General features: G+C 65.4%; 21 protein-coding genes. 11 read left to right on the top strand and 10 right to left on the bottom strand.

From position 1 onward, the window contains the following. Positions 1-16: 16 nt before the first annotated feature. The 5 genes from typA to AC3WLX_RS31790 form a co-directional block, all read right to left on the bottom strand. Positions 17-1,843: a translational GTPase TypA gene (gene typA, locus AC3WLX_RS31810; RefSeq protein WP_492338913.1), complete on the bottom strand. Its 1,827-nt coding sequence runs from the start codon at positions 1,841-1,843 to the stop codon at positions 17-19. Positions 1,844-2,100: 257 nt separating this feature from the next. Then, positions 2,101-2,373 carry a hypothetical protein gene (locus AC3WLX_RS31805; protein ID WP_291620761.1) on the bottom strand — a complete coding sequence of 91 codons (273 nt, stop codon included), beginning with the start codon at positions 2,371-2,373 and terminating at the stop codon, positions 2,101-2,103. Next, positions 2,370-3,800, bottom strand: coding sequence for a radical SAM protein (locus AC3WLX_RS31800; RefSeq protein ID WP_492338912.1), 1,431 nt, complete (start codon positions 3,798-3,800; stop codon positions 2,370-2,372). Before AC3WLX_RS31800 ends, AC3WLX_RS31805 begins: the two co-directional genes overlap by 4 nt. Next, complete coding sequence (locus tag AC3WLX_RS31795; protein WP_492338911.1) at positions 3,781-4,497, bottom strand: prolipoprotein diacylglyceryl transferase family protein; 717 nt, start codon at positions 4,495-4,497, stop codon at positions 3,781-3,783. Before AC3WLX_RS31795 ends, AC3WLX_RS31800 begins: the two co-directional genes overlap by 20 nt. 91 nt (positions 4,498-4,588) lie before the next feature. Further along, positions 4,589-5,353, bottom strand: coding sequence for a Crp/Fnr family transcriptional regulator (locus tag AC3WLX_RS31790; protein ID WP_492338910.1), 765 nt, complete (start codon positions 5,351-5,353; stop codon positions 4,589-4,591). A 178-nt stretch (positions 5,354-5,531) separates the two neighbouring features. Between AC3WLX_RS31790 and AC3WLX_RS31785 the strand changes: the two genes are divergently transcribed. After that, positions 5,532-5,909 (top strand): response regulator, encoded by a 378-nt coding sequence (locus AC3WLX_RS31785; RefSeq protein WP_291620770.1) that lies wholly within the window; start codon positions 5,532-5,534, stop codon positions 5,907-5,909. A gap of 3 nt (positions 5,910-5,912) precedes the next feature. On the opposite strand, the gene AC3WLX_RS31780 is transcribed toward AC3WLX_RS31785, so the two are convergent. Together AC3WLX_RS31780 and AC3WLX_RS31775 are read right to left on the bottom strand one after the other, a co-directional pair. Further along, positions 5,913-7,454: an alkaline phosphatase D family protein gene (locus AC3WLX_RS31780; RefSeq protein ID WP_492338909.1), complete on the bottom strand. Its 1,542-nt coding sequence runs from the start codon at positions 7,452-7,454 to the stop codon at positions 5,913-5,915. Positions 7,455-7,658: 204 nt separating this feature from the next. Next, positions 7,659-9,104, bottom strand: a complete 1,446-nt coding sequence (locus tag AC3WLX_RS31775) for a TAXI family TRAP transporter solute-binding subunit (RefSeq protein ID WP_492339050.1) — start codon at positions 9,102-9,104, stop codon at positions 7,659-7,661. 151 nt (positions 9,105-9,255) lie between these two features. Between AC3WLX_RS31775 and AC3WLX_RS31770 the strand changes: the two genes are divergently transcribed. After that, positions 9,256-9,546 (top strand): 4a-hydroxytetrahydrobiopterin dehydratase, encoded by a 291-nt coding sequence (locus tag AC3WLX_RS31770; protein ID WP_492338908.1) that lies wholly within the window; start codon positions 9,256-9,258, stop codon positions 9,544-9,546. 128 nt (positions 9,547-9,674) lie between these two features. Beyond that, positions 9,675-10,067: a YkvA family protein gene (locus AC3WLX_RS31765; protein ID WP_291620779.1), complete on the top strand. Its 393-nt coding sequence runs from the start codon at positions 9,675-9,677 to the stop codon at positions 10,065-10,067. 31 nt (positions 10,068-10,098) lie between these two features. Here the strand turns inward: AC3WLX_RS31765 and AC3WLX_RS31760 are convergent, their stop codons facing one another. Next, positions 10,099-11,073, bottom strand: a complete 975-nt coding sequence (locus AC3WLX_RS31760; RefSeq protein WP_492338907.1) for an NADPH:quinone oxidoreductase family protein — start codon at positions 11,071-11,073, stop codon at positions 10,099-10,101. 227 nt (positions 11,074-11,300) lie between these two features. On the opposite strand from AC3WLX_RS31760, the gene AC3WLX_RS31755 reads away from it, so the two are divergent. The 7 genes from AC3WLX_RS31755 (at position 11,301) to AC3WLX_RS31725 (ending at position 19,156) form a co-directional block, all read left to right on the top strand. Further along, positions 11,301-12,140, top strand: coding sequence for an SDR family oxidoreductase (locus AC3WLX_RS31755; RefSeq protein WP_492338906.1), 840 nt, complete (start codon positions 11,301-11,303; stop codon positions 12,138-12,140). A 116-nt stretch (positions 12,141-12,256) separates the two neighbouring features. Continuing rightward, positions 12,257-12,916 carry an invasion associated locus B family protein gene (locus AC3WLX_RS31750; RefSeq protein WP_492338905.1) on the top strand — a complete coding sequence of 220 codons (660 nt, stop codon included), beginning with the start codon at positions 12,257-12,259 and terminating at the stop codon, positions 12,914-12,916. A 183-nt stretch (positions 12,917-13,099) separates the two neighbouring features. After that, the gene (gene rlmN / locus AC3WLX_RS31745; protein ID WP_492338904.1) at positions 13,100-14,302 is read left to right on the top strand and encodes a dual-specificity RNA methyltransferase RlmN; all 1,203 of its coding nucleotides are present in this window, start codon (positions 13,100-13,102) and stop codon (positions 14,300-14,302) included. Positions 14,303-14,469: 167 nt separating this feature from the next. After that, positions 14,470-14,964, top strand: a complete 495-nt coding sequence (locus tag AC3WLX_RS31740) for a hypothetical protein (protein WP_291629450.1) — start codon at positions 14,470-14,472, stop codon at positions 14,962-14,964. A gap of 135 nt (positions 14,965-15,099) precedes the next feature. Continuing rightward, a complete protein-coding gene (locus AC3WLX_RS31735; protein WP_492338903.1) occupies positions 15,100-15,876 on the top strand; it encodes a phosphatase PAP2 family protein in 777 nt (258 codons plus the stop codon). A gap of 95 nt (positions 15,877-15,971) precedes the next feature. Continuing rightward, positions 15,972-17,309 carry an argininosuccinate synthase gene (gene argG, locus AC3WLX_RS31730; RefSeq protein ID WP_131874242.1) on the top strand — a complete coding sequence of 446 codons (1,338 nt, stop codon included), beginning with the start codon at positions 15,972-15,974 and terminating at the stop codon, positions 17,307-17,309. A gap of 92 nt (positions 17,310-17,401) precedes the next feature. Then, on the top strand, positions 17,402-19,156 hold the full coding sequence (locus AC3WLX_RS31725; RefSeq protein ID WP_492338902.1) for an alkaline phosphatase: 1,755 nt from the start codon (positions 17,402-17,404) through the stop codon (positions 19,154-19,156). 9 nt (positions 19,157-19,165) lie between these two features. On the opposite strand, the gene AC3WLX_RS31720 is transcribed toward AC3WLX_RS31725, so the two are convergent. Beyond that, positions 19,166-19,786 carry a TetR/AcrR family transcriptional regulator gene (locus tag AC3WLX_RS31720; RefSeq protein ID WP_492338901.1) on the bottom strand — a complete coding sequence of 207 codons (621 nt, stop codon included), beginning with the start codon at positions 19,784-19,786 and terminating at the stop codon, positions 19,166-19,168. Positions 19,787-20,017: 231 nt separating this feature from the next. On the opposite strand from AC3WLX_RS31720, the gene AC3WLX_RS31715 reads away from it, so the two are divergent. Continuing rightward, positions 20,018-20,974 (top strand): homocysteine S-methyltransferase family protein, encoded by a 957-nt coding sequence (locus AC3WLX_RS31715; protein ID WP_492338900.1) that lies wholly within the window; start codon positions 20,018-20,020, stop codon positions 20,972-20,974. Positions 20,975-21,058: 84 nt separating this feature from the next. Here AC3WLX_RS31715 and AC3WLX_RS31710 read toward each other — a convergent pair. After that, on the bottom strand, positions 21,059-22,743 hold a 1,685-nt coding region (locus AC3WLX_RS31710; RefSeq protein ID WP_492338899.1), incomplete at its 5' end, for an OmpA family protein.

Raw genomic sequence — 22,743 nt, 5'->3', positions numbered from 1 at the left:
GAGTGAGAGCGGCGGCTTACGCCACCGCTTCCTTGGCCTTTTCGGCGCGCTTGCGCTCGTTCGGGTCGAGGTGCTTCTTGCGCAGGCGGATCGACTTCGGGGTGACCTCGACCAGCTCGTCGTCCTCGATATAGGCGAGCGCCTTTTCCAGCGTCATGCGGATCGGCGGCGTCAGGCGCACGGCTTCGTCCTTCGAGGTGGTGCGGATGTTGGTGAGCTGCTTGCCCTTGAGCACGTTGATCTCGAGATCGTTGTCGCGGGTGTGCTCGCCGACGATCATGCCCTTGTAGACCTTCCAGCCCGGCTCGATCATCATCGGGCCGCGGTCTTCCAGCTTGAACATGGCGTAGGCCACCGCTTCGCCCTGGTCGTTGGAGATCAGCACGCCGTTGCGGCGGCCCTGGATCTCGCCCTTGTACGGGGCATAGCCGTGGAACAGGCGGTTCATGATCGCCGTGCCGCGGGTGTCGGTGAGGAGTTCGCCCTGGTAGCCGATCAGGCCGCGGGTGGGCGCGTAGAACACCAGGCGCTGGCGGTTGCCGCCGGAGGGCTTCATCTCGATCAGCTCGGACTTGCGCTCGCTCATCTTCTGCACGACAACGCCGGAGTGCTCCTCGTCGACGTCGATCACGACCTCCTCGATCGGCTCCATCGTGGCTCCGGTGGCCTCGTCCTTCTGGTAGACGACGCGCGGACGCGACACCGAGAGCTCGAAGCCTTCACGGCGCATGGTCTCGATCAGGATCGCGAGCTGCAATTCGCCGCGGCCCGAGACTTCCATCGCGTCCTTGTCGGCGGCCTCGACCACGCGCAGCGCGACATTGCCTTCCGCCTCGCGCAGCAGGCGGTCGCGGATCATGCGGCTCGTCACCTTGTCGCCTTCGGTGCCGGCGAGCGGGGAGTTGTTGACGATGAACGACATCGACACGGTCGGCGGATCGATCGGCTGCGCCGGCAGCGGCACCTCGACGGTCGGATCGCAGAATGTGTCGGCGACGGTCCCCTTGGTCAGGCCGGCAATGGCAACGATGTCGCCGGCTTCGGCTTCATCGAGCGGCGTGCGCTCGAGGCCGCGGAAGGCCAGGATCTTGGTGATACGCCCGGACTCGACCAGCTTGCCCTCGGCATTCAGCACCTTGACCTGCTGGTTCGGCTTCAGCACGCCCGACGAGATACGGCCGGTGATGATGCGGCCGAGATAGGGGTTGGCCTCCAGGATGGTGCCGATCATCCGGAACGGACCTTCCTCCACCTTGGGCGCCGCGACGTGGCGCAGGATCAGGTCGAACAGCGGCTCCATGCCCTTGTCCTTGGGACCCTCCGGGCTCTCGGCCATCCAGCCCTGCTTGGCCGACCCGTAGAGGATCGGGAAGTCGAGCTGCTCCTCGCTGGCGTCCAGCGCGGCGAACAGGTCGAACACCTCGTTGATGACTTCGGTCGGGCGCGCGTCGGGACGGTCGACCTTGTTGATGACGACGATCGGCTTGAGACCGACCTTGAGCGCCTTGGAGACCACGAACTTGGTCTGCGGCAGCGGGCCTTCGGCGGCGTCGACCAGTACCAGGGCGCCGTCCACCATGTTGAGGATGCGCTCGACCTCGCCGCCGAAATCGGCGTGGCCGGGCGTGTCGACGATGTTGATGCGGGTGTCCTTCCACTGCACCGAGGCGGCCTTGGCCAGGATGGTGATGCCGCGCTCGCGCTCCAGGTCGTTGGAGTCCATGGCGCGATCCGTCAGCTTCTGGTTTTCGCGGAACGTGCCGGACTGCTGGAGGAGCTTGTCGACCAGGGTTGTCTTGCCGTGGTCGACGTGGGCGATGATGGCAACGTTACGAAGATTCATGAGTGAGCTTCTTTGCGGTCGAACAATGGGTTAAGCGCGATCTCGCCGGTCGGACCGGGACCTCTTCTCGAAACAACGCTGGAAGACTGGAAACGGGGCGCTTTCCGCCCAAAAAGGAAGCCCGGCCATATCAGACCGGGCGCCCTGCGCGTTGCGGCGCAATATATGCAAAAACGGCCAAAAAACAATGTGTTCTTTGGCCGTTGGTTGACTGAATTTTATCCGGGAGTTTCCGGAGGTTAGGCGGAAAGCCGGACTTAGCTGCGGCGGCCCTTGATGGCCGCCCAGATCAGGGCGACGCCCCCGATGCCCACGACGATCCCCAGAAAAACCAGCGGAGCGATATCGCCGGCAATCTTGCCGTCCTCGACCACCGACATGCCGCCGAACAGCAGTGCGCAGAGACCCGGCAGCAACATGAAGATGCCGAAGATCGCCATCAGCGCGGTCAGGCACCCGCCGCGCTTGTCCGTCGGGGCGGGAGGCGGCGCGGCCGGTGGCGCCGGCGGCGGTGTGTCGCTGATGCTCATGCCTGAAGGACTCCCTCGCGCGCCGGCGCGGCCAGCCCGACGCGGATGCCGTCGATCTGTCCGTTGCGATAAAAGAGATTGTAGGTGTCGAACGGAATGATCGCGCCCTGCTCCGTCACGAAATGGATGCAGCTGCGCTTGACGTTGCCGACGCAGAAATTGAAGCGGTCGAGGAACTGCACGATGGTGACGCGGAAGACGTTCTCGTAAGTGAGGCCCTGCGGCACCTCGAAGCTCGGCAGGCAGCACAGCAGTTCGCAGACGCGCTCGGAGGTGTTGAGCGGGCCCGACGACAGCGAGAACAGATCGACGAATTTCTCCCGCAACACCGGATATTTCTCCGGGCTGATCGTGTTGGGCATCACCGCAACGAGTTGCTCCTGCGGGATCAGTGAGGTCAGCGGCAGCACCTTCTCACCGTTGCGCAGGCCATAGCCGATCGAGATGCTCTCGGGATTGCAGGGCAGCGGGATCATGTCCTTGTCGCCGAACACGCCGGTCTCGACGACGCGGTTGCGGATCTCCGACAGCATGATGCGGTCGGTGGTCTTGTCGAAATTCTCGTTGCGGCCGGCGTCCTGCACCGGCTGCAGCGTGACGCCGCGAACGCATGTCCAGGTCAGCGCGTGGCGCACGATGTCGCCGATTTCGGCGTCGTTGATGCCGCGCTTGATGGTCGCGACCAGCGTTGTCGACACGCCATAATGCTCGAGATTTTCCAGCGCCTGCTGGCGGATTTTTCGCAAATCCGCGCCGCGCAGATCGATCAGGGCGTCGCGCTGGAGCGAGTCGAACTGGAGATAGACCTCCAGCCCGCGCCTGGTCTCGGCAAGCCGCGCCACGAAATCCTTCTCACGCGCGATGCGAAGGCCGTTGGTGTTGATCATGACATGTCGGATCGGCCGCGCGCGCACGGCGTCCAGGATCGCGAAGAAATCCGGATGCAACGTCGGCTCGCCGCCGGATATCTGCACGAGATCGGGCTCGCCTTCGCTCGCCACCAGCGCGTCGAGCATCTTCTCCACCGTTGCGAGCGGCGTGAATTTCGTTCGTGCCGGGGAGGATTCGGCGAAGCAGACCGGACAGGTGAGATTGCAGTGCTCGGTGATCTCGATCAGCGCGAGGCAGGAATGCTGCTCGTGGTCGGGACAGAGGCCGCAATCATAGGGGCAGCCGAATTCCGTGCGCCGCTGGAATTGCAGCGGCCGGTCGCCCGGCTTGATGAATTCCTTGCACAGGCGCCAATAGGCGGCATCCGTCGACACCAGCGTCGACTGCACGCCATGCTCCCCGCAGCGCTTTTCGTACCAGACCTCGTTGTCCTGGATCTGGATCTTGGTCGGTACCAGCTTCAGGCAGGTTTCGCAGAGGGATTGGGTCTGACCCCAAAAGATATAGGGACGCGACTTACGCAACGGCGCGTTCATGCAGGGATCTCGCTTTGGACGCCGTCGCCAGCATGAATGCGGCATAGAGCAGGATGGACAGCGACAGCAGGTGAAACAGGGTGAGCGGGCCGATTAGCGTGGCGTACGGCTTGAGGAATTCCCACAGGAAGCGTTGCGCTCCGTAATAGGCGAGCACCAGGTAGAAACCATTGGTGATCGCAAAGGCGTTCCGGTTCAACACCGCCACGACATAAGCGAGCGCGAACAGGGCCATGGCCGCGCTCTCGTAAAGCTGCACGGGATGGCGGCGAACGCCGTCGCCGAAATCATGGCCCACGGGCAACGCCGTCGGCGTACCATAGGTGAAGTCGTCGAGACCTGCGAAATAGCAGCCGATCCGGCCGATCGCGATGCCCACGGCCAGCGGCAGGGCGAACCGTGCCCCCGTGCGCAAGGAGATGCCGGCGGACCATTTGTAGAGTTCGATCGCCACGATGCCGCCGGCCAGCGCGCCCTCGACCGATCGCGCAATGCCGCTTTGGCCCGACAGCCACAGATTGGCCGAGCCAAACAGATAGGCGCCGCTACCGGCCCCGAACACCAGCGCGGCGATGTAGGGCAGTTCGAAGGATTGCGAGGGAAACCGCAGGCCCTGTCGCGACAGCCAGAAGATGGCAGCAGCAGCCGCCAGCCACGCCAAGACGTCGAAGAGAGTGTGAAGCAAAGCCCCGCTCATGAGGGGGAGAGCATAGCACGGTTACGTTCAGGAAAGCGCGATGCCTATACCTCGTTCTCCCGCAAGGGGAGAAGAAAGAGCAGACTGCGCCTTATCCCGCCTCCCGCTCCTCGGCCGGGTAGACGCCGCGCAGCACCTCCTCGAAATGCAGCTTCACGGCGTCGTTGCACAGGCAGGCGCGCAGCTTGAGACCGTCGCGGTTGCGGACCAGGATCGATCCGCGCCGCGTGTCGAGCACGCCTTCAGCCTTGAACGACTGGAGCACGCGGCTGGCATAGCTGCGCCCGACCCCGAGCAATGTTGCGAGCTGTTCGTGGGTCAGCGGCACGCTGCTCTCGTCGCCGGTGCGCTCCATCGCCGCCAGGATCCATTTGGCGGTGCGCTGTTCGATCGAGTGAATGGCATTGCACGCCGTCGACTGGAATATCTGGGCCAGCATGCAATCGGCGTAGCGGGCGAAGATATTGCGCAGCGAAGATGATCGCAGCTTGGCCGCTTCGAGCTTGGCGACATGAATGCGCGCAAACGGCCCACCGAACTTCACGCAGATGCGGGTATAGGCCGGCAGAAATCCCTCGCTGACGATGCCGCCGACCGCGCCCTCGCGGCCGACCAGAATGGTCTCGACGTCGCGGCCGTCCTCGTTGGGGACGAGGAATGTCGCGAGCGACGGCCCGCAGGGGAAGTGGACGACCTGCACGTCATCGCCGGGATTGTAGAGCAAATGGCCCGCTGCCCCGTCCTCGACGGCTACGTACGGCGCCAGCAGGGCGTAGTCGGCCTGGCTCAGACGCCTCAGCAGATTGTTGGCCGGCCGGCTCTCGACCTCGGTGACCTTGCCGATTCGCACATCCATTCTGAACCCCCGTCCTTCCTCCCACATTAGCGAGTTCCATCCGCTCCCTGTGTGCACAAGTGGACAGACCCAGGAACGTTCCTGTGGTGAGTTTCGTTCCAGGAACCCTCCGATGCGCGCTAGGCGCTGGTATCGGGGTGCGGCACCCCAATAAGAAACCCCTAGCAAAGATGCGATCATGGCACCCGCTCATTCCAATGGCGCGCCGGAAGACGTTCTCATCGTCGAGGACGACCCGATCATCGCCATCGATTTCGAGGACCGCCTCCTCGGATTCGGGGTTGCGGGTGTGCGCACCGTCGGGTCGGTGACGAAGGCACTGGAAGCCATCGCGAAGCGCACGCCCGACTTCGCGCTGCTCGATGTCGAGTTGATCCGCGAGACAAGCTTTGCGATCGCCGAACGGCTGGTCGCGCTGAAGGTGCCGTTCGTGTTTGTCACCGGCTACGGCGCCGAGGCGCGCATTCCGCCCGCATTGGCCGGCCAACCCCGGTTGCAGAAGCCGTGTTCCAGCGACGCGCTGGAAGCAGCGCTCCAGGCACGGGGTGCCGCTTAACGATCAGCCTTGGCTCGGATCGAGCGTGATCGACCACAACGCGACGTCGGCACGGTCGCGCAGGGTCACCGTCATCTGGCCTGACGCGCCATCGATCTTGACGTGGCCGAAGAACTGCATGCCCGCCGAGGGCGGCAGGTTCTGGCTGTCCTTGCCGGGCGCCCTGACGAAGCGCACCTCGGGGCCAAAGGTGTTGTCGAGCATGTTCGGACCGAACGTGCCGGCGTGCAGCGGACCTGACACGAACTCCCAGAACGGCTCGAACTCCTGGAATTGCGCCTTGTTCGGATCGTAATAATGCGCAGCGGCGTAGTGCACGTCCGCGGTCAGCCACACGCTGTTGCGGACCGGCGCAATCTTGATGAAGCGCAGAATGTCGGCGATCTCGAATTCGCGTCCGCGCACCGGGCCGTCGCCTTGCGCGACAGCCTCCGAACCGCCCTTTGGCGTGTCCGAGACGACCAGGCTGATCGGCATATCTGAGGCGATCACCTTCCATGTCGCGCGCGAGTTCAACAGGCCGCGCTTGAGCCAGGCGATCTGGTCCGGGCCGAGGAAATGGCTGGCAGGGCCGTAAGCGGTTTCGAGATTGGCGCCGTTCGCCCCGCGATAGCTGCGCTCGTCCAGTACGAATACGTCGAGATGCGGGCCGTAGGAGATCTGGCGATAGACGCGGCCGGGCTCGTTGATGCTCTCCCGCATCGGATACATCTCGTGAAAGGCGCGGGCGCCGCGCGCGGCGAGCAGCGCGACATCGCGCACCTTGTAGGCGGCCGGCAGCTCCTTCGACGGCGACCAGTTGTTGGTGACTTCGTGGTCGTCCCACTGCACGAAGATCGGCACCTCCGCATTGAAGGCGCGGAGGTTGTCGTCGGTGAGATTGTATTTATGCGCGGCGCGAAACTCGTCCAGCGTCTCGGCGACCTTGGCCTTCTCCGGAATGGTCAGGTTCTTCCAGACCTTGCCGTCGGCGAGCTTCACCTCGGATTGGATCGGACCGTCGGCATAGATGGTGTCGCCGGAGTGCAGGAAGAAATCCGGCCGGTGCTTGCGCATCGCCGCGAAGGTGACCATGCCGCCGTCGTCGGAGTTGATGCCCCAGCCTTGCCCTGCGACGTCGCCGCCCCACACGAAGCTGACGTCGCGGCGGTCGGCCGGCGCGGTGCGGAAGCGGCCGGTCACAGCTTCGCCTTGGATCGCGCTGTGCGAGAGATCGCGGAAGCGGATCCGGTAGAAGATGTCCTGGCCGGCCGGGAGGTTCTCGACCAGCATCTTCGCGGTGAAGTCGCTCTCGGGCAGCGCCGCGACCGGCGGCAGCGCGCGGGCGTCTCTGAAGGATTCGGTCGTCGCCACTTCGACCAGCATCTGTGCGGGCCGGTCGGTCCGCGCCCACACCACGCCGCCGCTGGCCGTAACGTCGCCCGACTGCACGCCATGCGTGACCGCCGGCCGGTCGGCCGCGCGCGACAGGTAGGGCATCGCGACCGTGCCGAGCGCGCCGGCGCCGGTAGCGAGGAAGCGGCGGCGGGAGAATGTGATGTGCATGAGTGGCTCTGACTCCGAGCTTACGGGAGAGGCGGTCATTCCGGGGCGCGCGTAGCGCGAGCTATGGTGCGCAATTGCGCACCTGAGAATCATTTCTCCTCGTGAATGCGGCGCGATGGATTCCGGGGCGCGCTACGCGCGCCCCGGAATGACGAGGAGGGCTATATTGAGACAATGTGACGCAGCAATAACGCGCGCGGGCGTTCACGCGGTGCCGGCGGCCCGGAATTGCGCGCTGGCGCGCTGCAGGTTCGGCGGCAGGCTGAACAGCACGGCCTTGCGGTCGGCGACGGCGGCGTGGAACTGGTCGAGTGCGATGTTGAAGGCGGTGAGCGCGGCTTCCTCGATCGCGCCGTGATCGAAGCAGCGCAGCGTGTCGCGCAGGATCTCGTCGGCCTCGGTCTGCATCTGGTCGAGTTCTTCGGTCGTCTCGCACTTGCGTGCCGCGGAGATCATGTCGAGCAGGCGTTCGCGCTGGTGATTGCTGTTGTCGCGCTCGTCCTTCTTCAGATAGCCCGCGAACCAGGCGCCGATCGAGCCCATGGCGGACAGCGCCATCAGGCTCCACCAGATGTAATCGCTGTATTTGTCGAGGAAGGTCTTCTCCTCGCCGTCGACGAAGGCGGCCGCACCCGGGTGCACCGGGATCACCGCATCCTTGTCGGTGTCGGGCGTTTCGATCTTGGCCGCCAGCGGGAATTCCGCCACCAGTTGCTGGCGCACGGCGAAGAGCTGGCGCGTGAATGCTGCGATTTCGGCCTCGGACACGCCTTTGCGCGCCACGATGTGGTGCGCGAAGCTGATCGTCTTGACCTCGTCATCGGGCCGGGCAGGCGAGCCGCCATAGGCGCCGGCGGGAATTTCGGACGCTTCGTAGACCGGATGGTTCTGCGCGATCGCATCCGCCGAATCGATCGCGATGAAGCTGGGCGCGCCGAAATCCTTGGTGGTTGCGGCGATCGCATCCGCCGTAATCTTGCTGTTGACCGGGCCGGCCGCGAGATAGACGTCGGCCTTCTGGCCCTTGATCGCCTCGGCAACTTCGTTGACCGGAAATTGTACGATCTCGACCTTGGCGGGGTCGACGCCGTATTGCTGCAGAATCACCTTGAGCAGATTGACGTTGGCCTGGGTGCGGCCGACCACGCCGACGCGATGACCGGCGAGCTGAGCGATCCTGGTGATCTTCGCGCCCTTCTTCCTGCCTTTGGCGGGCACGGACCACAGCACCACGACGTTCTTGCGCAGGGTCGCGACCGCCTGCGCGTTCTTCGGCACGTCGAGATCACCGCGCACGATGGCGAGATCGACCTTGCCTTCCGCGAGCGCAGTGGCGCTGGCAGTCGCGCCGTCGGTCTGGATCGGGCGCAGCCGCACATAGCTCTTGTGTTGCGCAAAGCCTTGCGTCAGCGCCTGCACGACCTTGACGTCGTCGCTGTTGGCGGGGCCGACCGCGATTCTGAGCGTCACGGGACGCATCGCGAAGTAATAGCTGGCAGCGACCACGCCGACGATCGCAAGCAGGAACGCCAGAGACACGAGCGCCGTCTTCCGCGCCGCGGATCGCGGCGAAGGCGGAGGGGGCGCTTCGGCCAGGTCCAATCCCCCGGTCATCGATCTCCCAAACAGGCGCTTCAGGCTCAGTTTCATCTTGGCCGGCGATTTACGCACGCAATTGTAGCAAATTTCCTGCGCGGCGGGGTTACATCTGCGTCATGGTTAGCGGATGACCGAATCCCGTATGAACCCGGGTCGTAGGCAAGGTGTTAGGGTAAAGTTCCCCTGAACGAGGGAGAGGACGATGGCAGAGCGGCTGACGGCTGAGGCGCGGAAGCAGGCGCTGGGCGGACTATCGGGCTGGACCGAGGTTCAGGGCCGCGACGCCATCGGCAAAACCTTCGTCTTCAAGGATTTCAACGAGGCGTTCGGCTTCATGACCCGTGCCGCATTGGTCGCCGAGAAGATGGATCACCATCCGGAATGGCGCAACGTCTACAAGACGGTGGAGGTGGTGCTGTCCACCCACGATTCCGGCGGCGTCACTGCGCTCGACATCGATCTGGCCAAGGCGATGAACGCCATCGCGACGTGACACGGGCGAGACGTGACACGGGCGACCTGACACGAGACGGACATCTTGCAGCACGAGGCCTCATCCCCATCTTGTGATCAAGAGGAGATGCGGCGGTGCGCCGCTGCGGGCGAACGGGAGTTTTGAGCATGGCTGCCGAGCACAGCGTCGGCTTCGAGCCGGCCGATCGGCTCGCGGAGGATCGCGAGAGCGTACGCCGCCGCTTCTGGCGTAAGCTGAAGCGCGTCGCCGCGCGCCTGCCGTTCACGGAAGACCTGCTCGCCGCGTACTACTGCGCATTCGACCGGCAGACGCCGCGCCACGTCCAGGCCTCGCTGCTCGGGGCCATCGCCTATTTCGTCCTGCCGTTCGACTTCGTCGCCGACGTGATGCCGGTGCTGGGTTTCGCCGACGACGCCGCCGTGCTCGCGACCGCCATCCGCATGGTCGCCGGCCACATCACGAACGAACATCGCGAGGCCGCCCGCGCCGCGCTGAAGCGCGGCGTGGATGAGGCCGCCGGCAAAGCAGAAGTCGCTTAGCCAACGCGACCTCAACCACCTGCATCAGCTCTCACGGATGCAGGATCACCTTGCCCATGGCCTGGCGTCCCGCCAGCACCTTCAACGCGTCCGCCGTCTGCGCCAGCGGGAAGGTGCGGTCGACATGCGACGAGATCTTGCCTTCCGCGGTCCACTTCACGAGCTTCTCGAGATTGGCGCGGTTCTTCTCCGGATTCTGCCTCGTCCATGCGCCCCAGAACACGCCGCGGATGTCGCAGCCCTTCAAGAGCGCCAGGTTCAGCGGCATCTTCGGAATTTCGCCGGCGGCAAAGCCGATCACGAGGAAGCGGCCCTCCCAGGCGATCGAGCGCAGCGCCTGCTCGGCGTAAGCGCCACCCACGGGATCGAAAATGATGTCGACGCCCTTGCCGCCGGTGAGCTTGCGCAGGCCTTCCTTCAGGTCTTCCTTGGCGTAGTTCAGCGTCAGCTCGGCGCCGTGCGCCTTGGCGAATTCCAGCTTCTCCTCCGAGGAGGCGCAGGCGATCACCTTCAGACCCATCAGCTTGCCGAGTTCGCAAGCCGCAAGGCCGGTGCCGCCGGCTGCGCCCAGCACCGCGAGCGTCTCGCCGGGCTTGGGGCTGGCGCGATCTTCCAGCGCATGCAGCGCGGTGCCGTAGATGATGATGATGCCGGCCGCACGGTCGTAATCCAGATTGTCGGGAATCTTCACGATCGAGGCCGCCGGCAGCGCGATCTTCTCGCGCGCGCCGTTGTGACCGCAGGAAGCGACCACGCGATCACCGACCTTCAGATCGGTTACGCCGGCGCCGACGCTCTCGATCACGCCCGCGACTTCCGCGGCCGGCGAGAACGGGAACGGCGGCTTGATCTGGTACTTGCCCTGGATCATCAGGATGTCGAAGAAGTTCAGCGCCGCCGCCTTGATCGCAATCACGGCTTCGCCGGGACCCGCCACCGGATCCGGCACCTCGGCCAGAACGAGATCGTCGGGCTGGCAATATTGCGAGCAGAGGATGGCTTTCATGGCGGCACCTTCTTGAGAAGTAACTGAGCGTTTCGAGTGGAATTATCGTTGGGTCCGGTTTTGCCGGATTTAGCTCGGTCGGACAATCCGGATTCTTTGCCCGAAATGATGCGCGGGCTTATCCTCGCGTCATTGCGAGCGCAGCGAAAGCGTCCGGAGTCCGTGTCGCGGAAATAGTCTGGATTGCTTCGCTGCGCTCGAAACCCGCAGCAAAAGGGATTCAAACGATGTTTGAAACGAGCCTGCTCGCGCACAAGCGCATTCTCGTCACCGGCGGCGGCTCCGGCCTCGGCGCCGCGATGGGCCGACGTTTTCTCGCGCTCGGCGCCGAGCTCGTGATCTGCGGCCGCAAGCGCGACCGGCTGGAGGCGACCGCGAGCGAGATGCGCGAACAGATCGGCGGCAAGGTCACGACCGTTGCCTGCGACATTCGCGATGGTGCCGCGGTCGATCACATGATGGAGGCGATCTGGCGCGATGCGCCGCTCGACATCCTCGTCAACAATGCTGCGGCCACCTTCATTGCACAGACCGAGCACCTCTCCTTCCGCGCCGCCGATGCGATCCTCGCGCCCACGCTGCATGGCGCGATGTATTGCACGCTCGCCGCCGGCCGGCGCTGGATCGAGGGCAAGCACCGCGGCGTCGTGTTGTCGATTCTCTCGACCTCGACGATCACCGGCCGGGCCTTCACCGTCCCGTCGGCGATGGCGAAGTCGGCGCTGCTGGCGATGACCAGGAGCCTTGCGGTGGAATGGGGGCCGAAGGGCATCCGCACCGTCGCGATCGCGCCGGGTCCGTTTCCCACGGCGGGCGCAACGGGCCAGCTCCGCCCCGAAGGCCGCGACGACAGCTGGACCGCGCGCAATCCGCTCGGGCGCACCGGCGAGCACGGCGAGCTTGCCGATCTCGCCAGCTTCCTGGTCTCCGACCGCGCCGGCTACATCAATGGCGAGATGGTGACGATCGACGGTGGTGCGCATTTGCGCAGTTCCGGCGCCGAGGATTTGCTCGGATGGACCGAGGCGCAATGGGCCGAGCAACGCGCCGCGCGATCCAGGGCCTAGCCGCTATCGATTCCGCTAACTGCCTTCCCAAATTGGACTTTCCCGGCTATCCCTGCCCGGGGACAAAGCGCGGCCGAGCCATCTTCCAGTCACAATATTGAGGGAACCACTCCAGCATGTGGCGGGTGCTGATTTTAGCTTTGATGACTGGCGTCATGGCCGGGGGAATCGCCGATTCCGCGCGGGCGCAGACGGCGCAACCGGCGCCCAAGTCTGCTGCAAAGGAGTCTGCACCAAAGGCTGCGGCACCGGCCAATACGACTGCCAAGGCGGCTGCAAAGCCCGAGAGCAAACCGGCAGCGCCGCCCGCTGCGGTTGCGGGCGGCGCGGAGCCGACCCTGATCGGGCAGTTCGGCACCTGGGGCGCCTATTCGGCCACGCCCAACGGCAAGAAGGTCTGCTTCGCGCTGGCAAAACCCTCGGCGTCGAAGACCAATCCGCCGAATCGGCCGCGAGACCCCGCCTATGCCTTCGTCTCCAGCCGGCCGGCCGAGAAGGTCAACAACGAGGTCTCGGTGATGATCGGCTACGCGCTGAAGCCGGGCTCGGAATCCGTCGTCGAGGTCGGCGGCGCGTCCTATGCCATGTACACGCAGGGCGACGGCCTCTGGATCAAGAACGCGGCCGAGGAGGAGCGGATGGTCGAAGCCATGCGCAAATCCGCCGATCTCGTGGTCAAGGGCGTGTCGGCCAAGGGCACGGAGACGACCGACACCTTCTCGCTGAAGGGCCTCGCCCAGGCACTCGACAAGATCGCGCAGGACTGCCGACGGTAAGAGTGTCGGCGTTAAGACTGCGGGCGATAAGGTCGCAATCGGCGGTTCCGGTTGCTATATAGGGGCCGTTCCAGATTTCCTCCGTCATTCCGGGGCGATGCGCAGCATCGAACCCGGAATCTCGAGGTTCCGGGTTCAGCTCTTCGCGCTGCCCCGGAACGACCAAGCCATTAGGTCCATTCAATGCAACCGACGACCGAGCCGCACAACGCAACCCTGGTGGAGAAAACTCCGCTCGAAACCTATGTGCCGCCGGCGAAGCCGTCGCTGATCGGTCTGTCGCGCACCGAGCTTGCCGATCGTCTCGGCGAGATCGGCGTTGCCCCGGCCCAGCGCAAGATGCGCGTTCAGCAGCTCTGGCACTGGATCTACTTCCGCGGCGCCCAGAGCTTTGACGAGATGACCTCGATCTCCAAGGGCATTCGCGCCGACCTGGCCCAGCATTTCACCGTGGACCGCCCCGAAGTCGTGGCCGAGCAGATCTCCAACGACGGCACCCGCAAATGGCTGCTGCGGCTGCCGAGCGGCGACAGCGTCCAGAAGGCGCATGAAGTCGAGTGCGTCTACATTCCCGAGACCGATCGCGGCACGCTGTGCGTCTCCTCGCAGGTCGGCTGCACGCTCAACTGCTCCTTCTGTCATACAGGCACGCAGAGGCTGGTGCGCAACCTCACCGCCGGCGAGATCGTCGGCCAGATCATGGTTGCGCGCGATCGTCTCAACGACTGGGCCGACCGCGAGGACGGCACGCGCCGCGTCACCAACATCGTGATGATGGGCATGGGCGAGCCGCTCTACAATTTCGACGCGGTGCGCGATGCGCTCCTGATCGTCGGCGACAACGAAGGCATCGGCATCTCCCGCCGCCGCATCACGCTGTCGACCTCGGGCGTGGTGCCGAACATCGTGCGCGCTGGCGATGAGATCGGCGTCATGCTCGCGATCTCGCTGCATGCGGTGCGCGACGAATTGCGCAACGAGCTGGTGCCGCTCAACCGCAAATATCCGATCAAGGAGCTGTTGCAGGCCTGCCGCGACTATCCCGGCGCCTCGAACGCGCGGCGCATCACCTTCGAATATGTGATGCTCAAGGGCGTCAACGATTCGCTCGACGACGCAAAACTGCTGGTGAAGATGCTCAAGGGCATTCCGGCCAAGATCAATTTGATCCCGTTCAATCCGTGGCCCGGCACCGCCTATGAATGCTCGGACTGGGACCAGATCGAGAAGTTCTCGGAATACATCTTCAACGCCGGCTATTCCTCGCCGGTGCGCACCCCGCGCGGCCGCGACATCCTCGCAGCCTGCGGCCAGCTCAAGTCGGAGACCGAGAAGCTCTCGGCGCGCGAGCGCCAGGCGCTGCGCGCCATGGCGATGACGGATTGATGGATGATGACGTCCTCGATGCTCGTCATGGCCGGGCTTGACCCGGCCATCTGCGTTTATGGCCCGGTCATTCCGGGGCGGTGCATAGCACCGACCCGAAATCTCGAGATTCCGGGTTCGCGCTTCGCGCGCCCCGGAATGACAGCAATGTTTAATGGGTCCGTCAGATGTCCCTGATCGGCCGCCTCCTCGTCATCTTCGTCGGCTTCCTCGCCGCCTGCTTCGTCGGCGGCATGATCATCGTCGTCGCGCTGCTGTTTCCGGAATTTTCCGATCTCGGCGCCGGTCCGGTCGACCAGGGCACGATCGACATCCTGCTCGGCTTCGGCTTCATCTTCGTCTCGGGCTTCGCGCTGGTGCCGGCGGCGGTGATCGTCGCGATCACCGAAGCGCTCTACATTCGCAGCGCGCTGGCTTATGCCCTCGGCGGCGGCCTTGTCGGGCTCGCCTGCTATCTCGGCCTCGTTCCGTTCCATCCCGACACGTTCCAGTTCGAGGGCATCGTGCGGCGGCATCTGGAGATCATGACCGGCGCGGGCATCGTTGCCGGAATCGTCTACTGGCTGATCGCCGGCCGCAACGCCGGGGCCTGGCGCGAGCCGCCGCCTCCGCGCAAACCGCCTCCGCCGTTGCCGTCGAACTCGAGGCCGGATGCACGTTAGTTTGCGACGTCATTCCGGGGCGGCTCGAAGAGCCGAATCCGGAATCTCGAGATTCCGGGTCTGGTCCTTCGGACCATCCCGGAATGACGCCGGCAAGGGTTTTCATCCCCCCTCCACTCCGCTAAACCGCGCGCCATGAACCGGACTGGACTCTTCATCGCCCTGGCGCTGTGGCTCGTGATCGGCGTCGTTTTCGGCGTCTATCCCGAGCTGGATCTCAAGCTTGCGTCGCTTTTCTTCGACTCCGAGACGAAAACATTTCCGCTCAAGCTGAACGGCTGGGCCAGCTTTGCGCGGGACGCGGCGATGTGGGTCGCGTGGGCGTTCGTGCTGCCGTCGATCGTGGCGCTTGTTGTGAAGATGATTCGGCCCGATCGGCCACTCATTGTGCGGGGGCGCACGGTCATCTTCCTGCTGGTGACCATGATCATGTCGGCCGGCATTCTCACGAACCTGACCTTCAAGACCTATTGGGGCCGGCCGCGGCCGGTGGTGGTGACCGAGTTTGCCGGCGACCAGCAATTCGTGCCGTGGTGGGATCCCCGCGGCGGCTGTGCGCGCAACTGCTCGTTCTTCTCAGGCGAGGGCGCGACCGCCTTCTGGACGCTGGCGCCAGCGTCGCTGGCGCCGCCGACGTGGCGGCCGCTCGCCTATGCCGGCGCGGTCATCTTCGGCGCGCTCACCAGCGGACTGCGCATGGCCTTCGGCGGCCATTTCTTCACCGACGTCGCGATCGCCGGCCTCGTCACTTTCATGGTGATCTGGTTCGCCTACGCCCTGATCTACCGCTGGCCGCGGACGCGGTTTTCGGACGAGGCGGTCGATGCCGCCCTGACCCGGCTGGCCATGCCCGGCTACCGGCTCCGCCAGCGCCTGTTCGGCCGCAAGACCGGTCCCGAGCCCTCGGTTTGAGCCCATTAAAGGGGTGCCGAGGCGTGCGAAATTTGATATTCGCGCGGTCGAGTTTCACCCCGACACCAGCCCCTTGACACGCGATTGGAAGCGCCATGACCACGATCCTGAAAAGCCTGCCCAAGGGTGAGAAAGTCGGCATCGCTTTTTCGGGCGGTCTCGACACCTCTGCGGCGCTGCTCTGGATGAAGCAGAAGGGCGCGCGCTGCTACGCCTACACCGCCAATCTCGGCCAGCCCGACGAGGCCGACTACAACGAGATCCCGCGCAAGGCGATGGAGTTCGGCGCCGAGAAGGCGCGCCTCGTCGATTGCCGCACGCAGCTGGTGCACGAGGGCATCGCCGCAATCCAGTCCGGCGCCTTCCACATCTCGACCGGCGGCATCACCTATTTCAACACCACACCGCTGGGGCGCGCGGTGACCGGCACCATGCTGGTCGCGGCGATGAAGGAAGACGGCGTCAACATCTGGGGCGACGGCTCGACCTTCAAGGGCAACGACATCGAGCGCTTCTACCGCTACGGCCTGCTCACCAATCCTGGCCTGAAGATCTACAAGCCCTGGCTCGACCAGCAGTTCATCGACGAGCTCGGCGGCCGCGCGGAAATGTCGGCGTTCATGACGGCGCAGGGTTTCGCCTACAAGATGAGCGCCGAAAAGGCGTATTCGACCGACAGCAATCTGCTCGGCGCCACGCACGAGGCCAAGGATCTCGAGAGCCTCGACAGCGGCATCAAGATCGTCAATCCGATCATGGGCGTGCCGTTCTGGCGCGACGATTGCGCCGTGAAGGCCGAGAAGGTCGTGGTGCGCTTCGAGGAGGGGCAGCCGACCGCGCTCAACGGCCAGACCTTCTCCGATCCCGTCGCGCTGTTCCTCGAGGCCAATGCGATCGGCGGCCGCCACGGCCTCGGCATGAGCGACCAGATCGAGAACCGCATCATCGAGGCCAAGAGCCGCGGCATCTACGAGGCCCCTGGCATGGCGCTCCTGCACATCGCCTATGAGCGCCTCGTCACCGGCATCCACAACGAAGACACCATCGAGCAGTACCGCATCAGCGGCATGCGCCTCGGACGTCTGCTCTATCAGGGCCGCTGGTTCGACTCGCAGGCCTTGATGCTGCGCGAAACCGCACAGCGCTGGGTCGCGCGTGCCGTCACCGGCGAGGTCACGCTGGAGCTGCGCCGCGGCAACGACTATTCGATCCTCAACACCGAGAGCCCGAACCTCACCTACGCGCCCGAGCGGCTCAGCATGGAGAAGGTCGAAGACGCCGCCTTCACGCCGGCCGACCGCATCGGCCAGCTCACCATGCGCAACCTCGACATCGCCGATACGCGGACGAAGCTGAAGCTCTACAGCGACACCGGCCTGCTGTCGGGCAGCGAAGGCTCGCAGATTTTCCGGCTCGAGAGCGACAAGGGGTGAGATTTTCCGGCCCGCGATGACAGCTTAATGACGGTGTCATTCTCGATCGCTACGCTCCTGCTTCTGTCGGAATGGGTTTCGGAGCATCGCGCATGATCAAGAAATCGGCACTCGCCTCTCTCATCGTCCTCTGCTGGACCTCGTCGCAGGCGCAGACGGTCTATCCGATCGATCGCGCCGAGATCCTGGCGGGCGCCAAGTTCGACTTCAAGGTCGAGCTCCCCGGGCTGGCCGATCCCGCCACGTTGAAGGTGACGGTGAATGGCGTGGACTACGCGACGTCTTTCGGGCGTGCCGGGACCTTCATCGAGCGCGAGGACGGCAAGGAGCAGTCGGCCCTGATCCTGCGCGACGTTACACTGGCCAAGCCCGGCCCCGTCACTGTGGACGTCAGCGACGGCACGCGCCAGCGCAGCGTCACCTGGACGGTCTACGACACCGGCCCGCGTAAGGCGAAGAACGTCATCCTGTTCATCGGCGACGGCATGTCGCCGGCGCATCGGGTCGCCGCGCGAATCCTCTCCAAAGGGATCTCGGAGGGCAAGAGCCGCGGCAAGCTCGCCATCGACGACATGCCCCATATGGCGCTGGTGGCAACGGCCGGCTCGGACTCGATCATCACGGATTCCGCGAACTCGGCCAGCGCCTATGCCACCGGGCACAAGAGCGCCGTCAACGCGCTCGGCGTCTATGCGGATCGCACCGCGAGCGCTTTCGATGATCCCCGGGTCGAAACCATCACCAGTCTCGCCAAGCGGCGACTCGGCATGGCGATCGGCATCGTCACCAATACCGAGATCGAAGACGCGACGCCGGCCGCGATGGTCGCGCACACCCGCCGGCGCGCTGCTTATGACGAGATCGTCGAGCAATTCTTTGCGGCGAAGCCGGATGTGCTGATGGGTGGTGGCAGCGCGAATTTTCTGCCGAAGTCGGCCGCCGGCTCGAAACGCAAGGACGAGACCGACTTCATCGCGAAGTTTCGCGAGGCCAACTATCAGATGGCGACCACGGCGGGCGAGCTCAGCGCGTTTGCCGCCAAGCAAGAGACGAGCAAGCTGCTCGGCCTGTTTGCGACGGGCAACATGGACGGCGTGCTCGACCGCAAGTTCCTGAAAGGTGGCGGCGTCAGGAAATTCCCCGAGCAGCCCGATCTCACCGAGCAGGTGCAGGCGGCGGTGAACATCCTTTCGAAGAACGAGAACGGCTTCTTCCTGATGGTCGAATCCGGATTGATCGACAAATACGCGCATCTGCTCGACATGGAGCGCGCCGTCTACGACACGATCATGCTCGACAACGCTGTGCGCCAGACGCGCGAATGGGCGCGGGCGCGCGGCGACGACACCCTCATTCTGGTGCTGGCGGACCACAATCACCCCAACAGCCTCGTCGGCACGGTGAACGATGACATGGCCACCGTGCCCAACGTGCCCTTGCGCGAGCGCGTCGCTGTCTACGACAAGGCCGGATTTCCCAACTATCCCGCGCCGGACGCGGAAGGTTATCCGGCCCGCATCGACGTGAGCCGGCGGCTCGCCATCTTCTCGGCCAGCCTGCCGGACTATTACGAGACGTTCCGTCCGAAGCTCGACAATCCCAACGAGCCGACCGTCAAGGCCGCCGACGACGGCACCTACAAGGCCAACGAGAAATACAAGGACGTCCCGGGCGCGGTGCTGCGTCCCGGCAATCTCTCGGCACTGATCGGCGCCAGCGTGCATTCCGGCGAGGACGTCATCCTGACAGCGAGCGGACCGGGCAGCGAGCGCGTGCACGGCTCGATGGACAACACGGAAGTATTCCGCGTCATGGTCGACGCGTTGGGATTGGCTGCGCAGCAATGACGCATCGGTTCACGAGGAAGACGGCGGCGTGAAGACCAGCTTCACGCAGCTGCGGAACAGCAGGATTTGCCGCTCCAGCCGCTTCGGGTCGTTGAGCGTCTTCGACATGATGATCGCGCCGTCCACCACGCACGAGATCATCTCGGCGAGATCGTCGAGGTCCACCGGCTCGCGGGGCGGATAGGCGGCGGCGATGCCGTCGAAAATCTCGCGGAAATGCGCATTCCAGCTCCGGACCGATTGCGCGGTCAGGTCGCGGACCTCGCGATCGAACAAGCGCTCCTGATAGCAGATGCTGGCGATCAGGCAGCCGGGATGGCCGTTCGGCAGGTCGGCCATGACTTCGGCGAGCAGCTTCAGCGAGATCAGGAACGACTGCAGCGGATCGTCCGAGAGCTCGCGCCCCCGCCTGAAGATCTCGTCGAACAGGCGATCGTTGGTCTCGACGTAGCGGCGCAGCATCTCCCGCGCGAGCGCGTTCTTGTCCCTGAAGTGATAGAAGAATCCGCTCTTGGTCAGCCCAGCCTCTGCGATGACCTCGTCGATCGAGGTCGCGCCGAAGCCCTTGGCGAGCACCGCCGCTTCCGCGATCTCGAGAATGCGCTCGCGCGTCGCTTCGCCCTTTCCCATCGATCTCTCCAAAACCGTACCGGCAGTGCGGAATTTGCCGCCCTAAGCCTACGACAACTCCGAATGGATCATGCAAGCCTTTGATTTGTCTCTGCTTGCGAGCGGAAGTTCAGCCGCACCACGGGCCTTCTAGAGCGACGCGACATTATGCGGCACCAAATGCCGAGACCGAACACGGGCATGGCGCGACCGAGTGAAGAGAGCGAGCCCGTCCAAATGATGGAGCGATCGATGGCCAGATACAGACATGGTTTGCCGCAACACGGCGGCCGCATTTTCCTGACTGACGGCGGCATGGAAACCACCCTGATCTTTCACCACGGGCTTGAGCTGCCCCACTTCGCGGCCTTCGTGCTGCTCGACAACGCGGACGGCCGCGCGCATTTGAAGCGGTACTACGAAGCTTACCTGCGCATCGCGCGGCAGCACGGGCTCGGCTTCGTGCTCGACACGCCGACCTGGCGCGCCAACCCGGATTGGGGTGCCAAGCTCGGCTATGATGCAGCCGGGCTCGATGCCGTCAACAAGCGCGCCATCCGCTTCCTCGACGAATTGCGCGGCGCCTGGGAATCCCCCGGCATGCCCTGCGTCATCAGCGGCGCAATCGGCCCGCGCGGCGACGGCTACAAGGCCGGCAACATGGACGCGGCGGAGGCGGAAGCCTACCACTCGGGCCAGATCGCGGCATTCGCCGAGGCAGGCGCCGACATGGTGACTGCGTTCACGCTGAACAGCATCAACGAAGCCATTGGCGTGGTGCGTGCAGCTAGGACGCAGGACATTCCGGTCGCGATCTCCTTCACGGTCGAGACCGATGGCCGCCTCGTCAGGGGAGAGTCGCTCCGCGAAGCGATCGAAGCGGTCGACGACGCAACCGAACGTGCCTGCGAATATTTCCTGATCAATTGCGCGCACCCGAGCCATTTCGAGTCTGCGCTCGCGACCGGCGAAGCGTGGGTCCAACGCGTCCACGGCATCAGGGCCAATGCGTCGGCCAAGAGCCATGCCGAGCTCGACGAGTCGGAGACCCTCGACAGCGGCGATCCCGTCGATCTCGGCCGCCGCTACCTCTCGCTCAGGCGTGCGTTCCCGGGCATGCGTATTCTCGGCGGCTGTTGCGGCACCGATCACCGGCACGTTGCCGCGGTCTGCGAGGCCTGCCTGCCTTCGGAAGCGATGACGGCGTGATGTGCAAGACGTAATGTGAAAGAGGTGATGTTGAAAGAAATGGCCGGGATCGCTCCCGGCCATTTGCGTTCGTGGGCTGATGCCTCAGCGCGGCGGCGCGGTGCCGGGCGGGGGCGGCGGCAGCGAGGCCTGGCCGCCGTTGAGCAGCGGCGTGATGTTGCGGATCGTCACGCGACGGTTGATCGCGCTCGGCCCCTGTGTCTGCTCCTTCAGATATTGCTCGCCGTAGCCCTGCGAGGTCAGGTTCTCGGCGGGCACGCCGAACTGCTGCGTCAGCAATTCGGCCGCGGACTGCGCACGGCGGTCCGACAAGGAGAGATTGTCGACTTCGTTGCCGACCGCGTCGGTGTGTCCCTCGATCAGGAAGACCTCGCGCGGGTTGCGCTGGATTGCCTGGTTGAGGCCATCCGCGATCACCTGCAGCCGGGCCGCCTGGTCCGGTGGGATGGTCCACGATCCTGTCTCGAAGATGATCGTGTTGACGTCGATGCTCGGCATCTGCATGCGAACATTCGGGCTGTAGCGGATCTCGTCGAGCGAGTAGCGCCGGTCGATTCGCTGCACCGGCGGCGCCATCATGGTCTGGTAGATCACGTCCGGCGACGCCTCCTGGGCGTCGACGATGTAGCGATCATAGGGAATGTTCACGACCGGTGGCGGCACGTCGACATAGAAGCCGCCGACCGCCCGCGGATCGCGGTAGGTGTTGTCGATGATGATGATCTCGCGCCCGCGGGGATCCCGGCGGATACGCCGCATCAGGCGGCCGTCGGCGCCGACAACCGTGATGATCTCGCTGCCGTCGGGACGGATCACGACGGTGCGGGTCTCGTTGCCGACGGTATCGGTGCGGATGTCGCGGGCGCCGTAGCGGAAGCGATAGAGGTCGTTGCCGCGGACATAGGCCTGCCCGCCCGGATCGCGGATGATGATGCGGTCGGGCTCGGTGTAGATCGTGCGTCCGCCCTCGACGGTTTCGCGTCGCTGGTTGTGGAGGTCGGAGATGGTCGCGCCGATCACGGCTCCGGCCACCACGCCTGCTCCGACCGCGAGCGGCGTCAGGTCGCGCTGCGGCGGACGCGGCGGCGGCGGCAGGGGCGCCGAGACCGTCGGCGCCGCCCGGAAGGCCGGTGCCACCGTCGGCGGACGATATTGCGCCCTGTCGGGGGGCGGCGCTGCGGCCGGCGTGCCGGGCACAACGCTCGGCGCCGCGGCGCCCGCAGGAGGTGCCGGCGGCCGGGCCGGGCCACCCCCCTGCGGGGGCACAGCCGGAGTTCCCGCTGCCGGCGCGCCGGCAGGCGGCGTTCCACCTTGCTGACCCGGGGTTGGCGTCGCCGTCGGAGCTGGCGTGGCTGTCGGCGCTGGGGTCGCGCCAGGCGCCGGCGTCACCGCACCCGGACGGGCAGGCGGCGGGGGCGGGCTGCCCGGTGCCGGCGTCGCTGCTGGAGCGGGCGCGGCCCCGGGAGCCGGTGATCCCGTCGGCGTAGGCGCGCCGGGACGCCCGGGCGGCGGCGTGCCGGGGCGGCCGGCTGGCGGCGCGCCAGGCGTGCTGCCGGGAGCGGGGGTTGCCGTCGGCGCAGGGGTCGGTGCGGGTGTCGCGGTCGGCGCAGGTGCGGTCGCCGGAGCACCCGGTCGTGCCGCGGGTGGTGTCGGTGTTGCGGCGGGTGCCGGTGCCGGGCGGCCTTGCGGCGTTGCTGCGGGAGGCGGCGCCGGCGGCGTCGGAGCCGGGCGTGCGCCCGACGGAGGCGGCGGCGCGGGCGGCTGTGCTG

This window comes from Bradyrhizobium sp. FW305-F6 (genome assembly GCF_058782905.1).
Note: the sequence above shows the minus strand (reverse complement) of the source record. Positions and strands in the feature narration are given on the sequence as shown.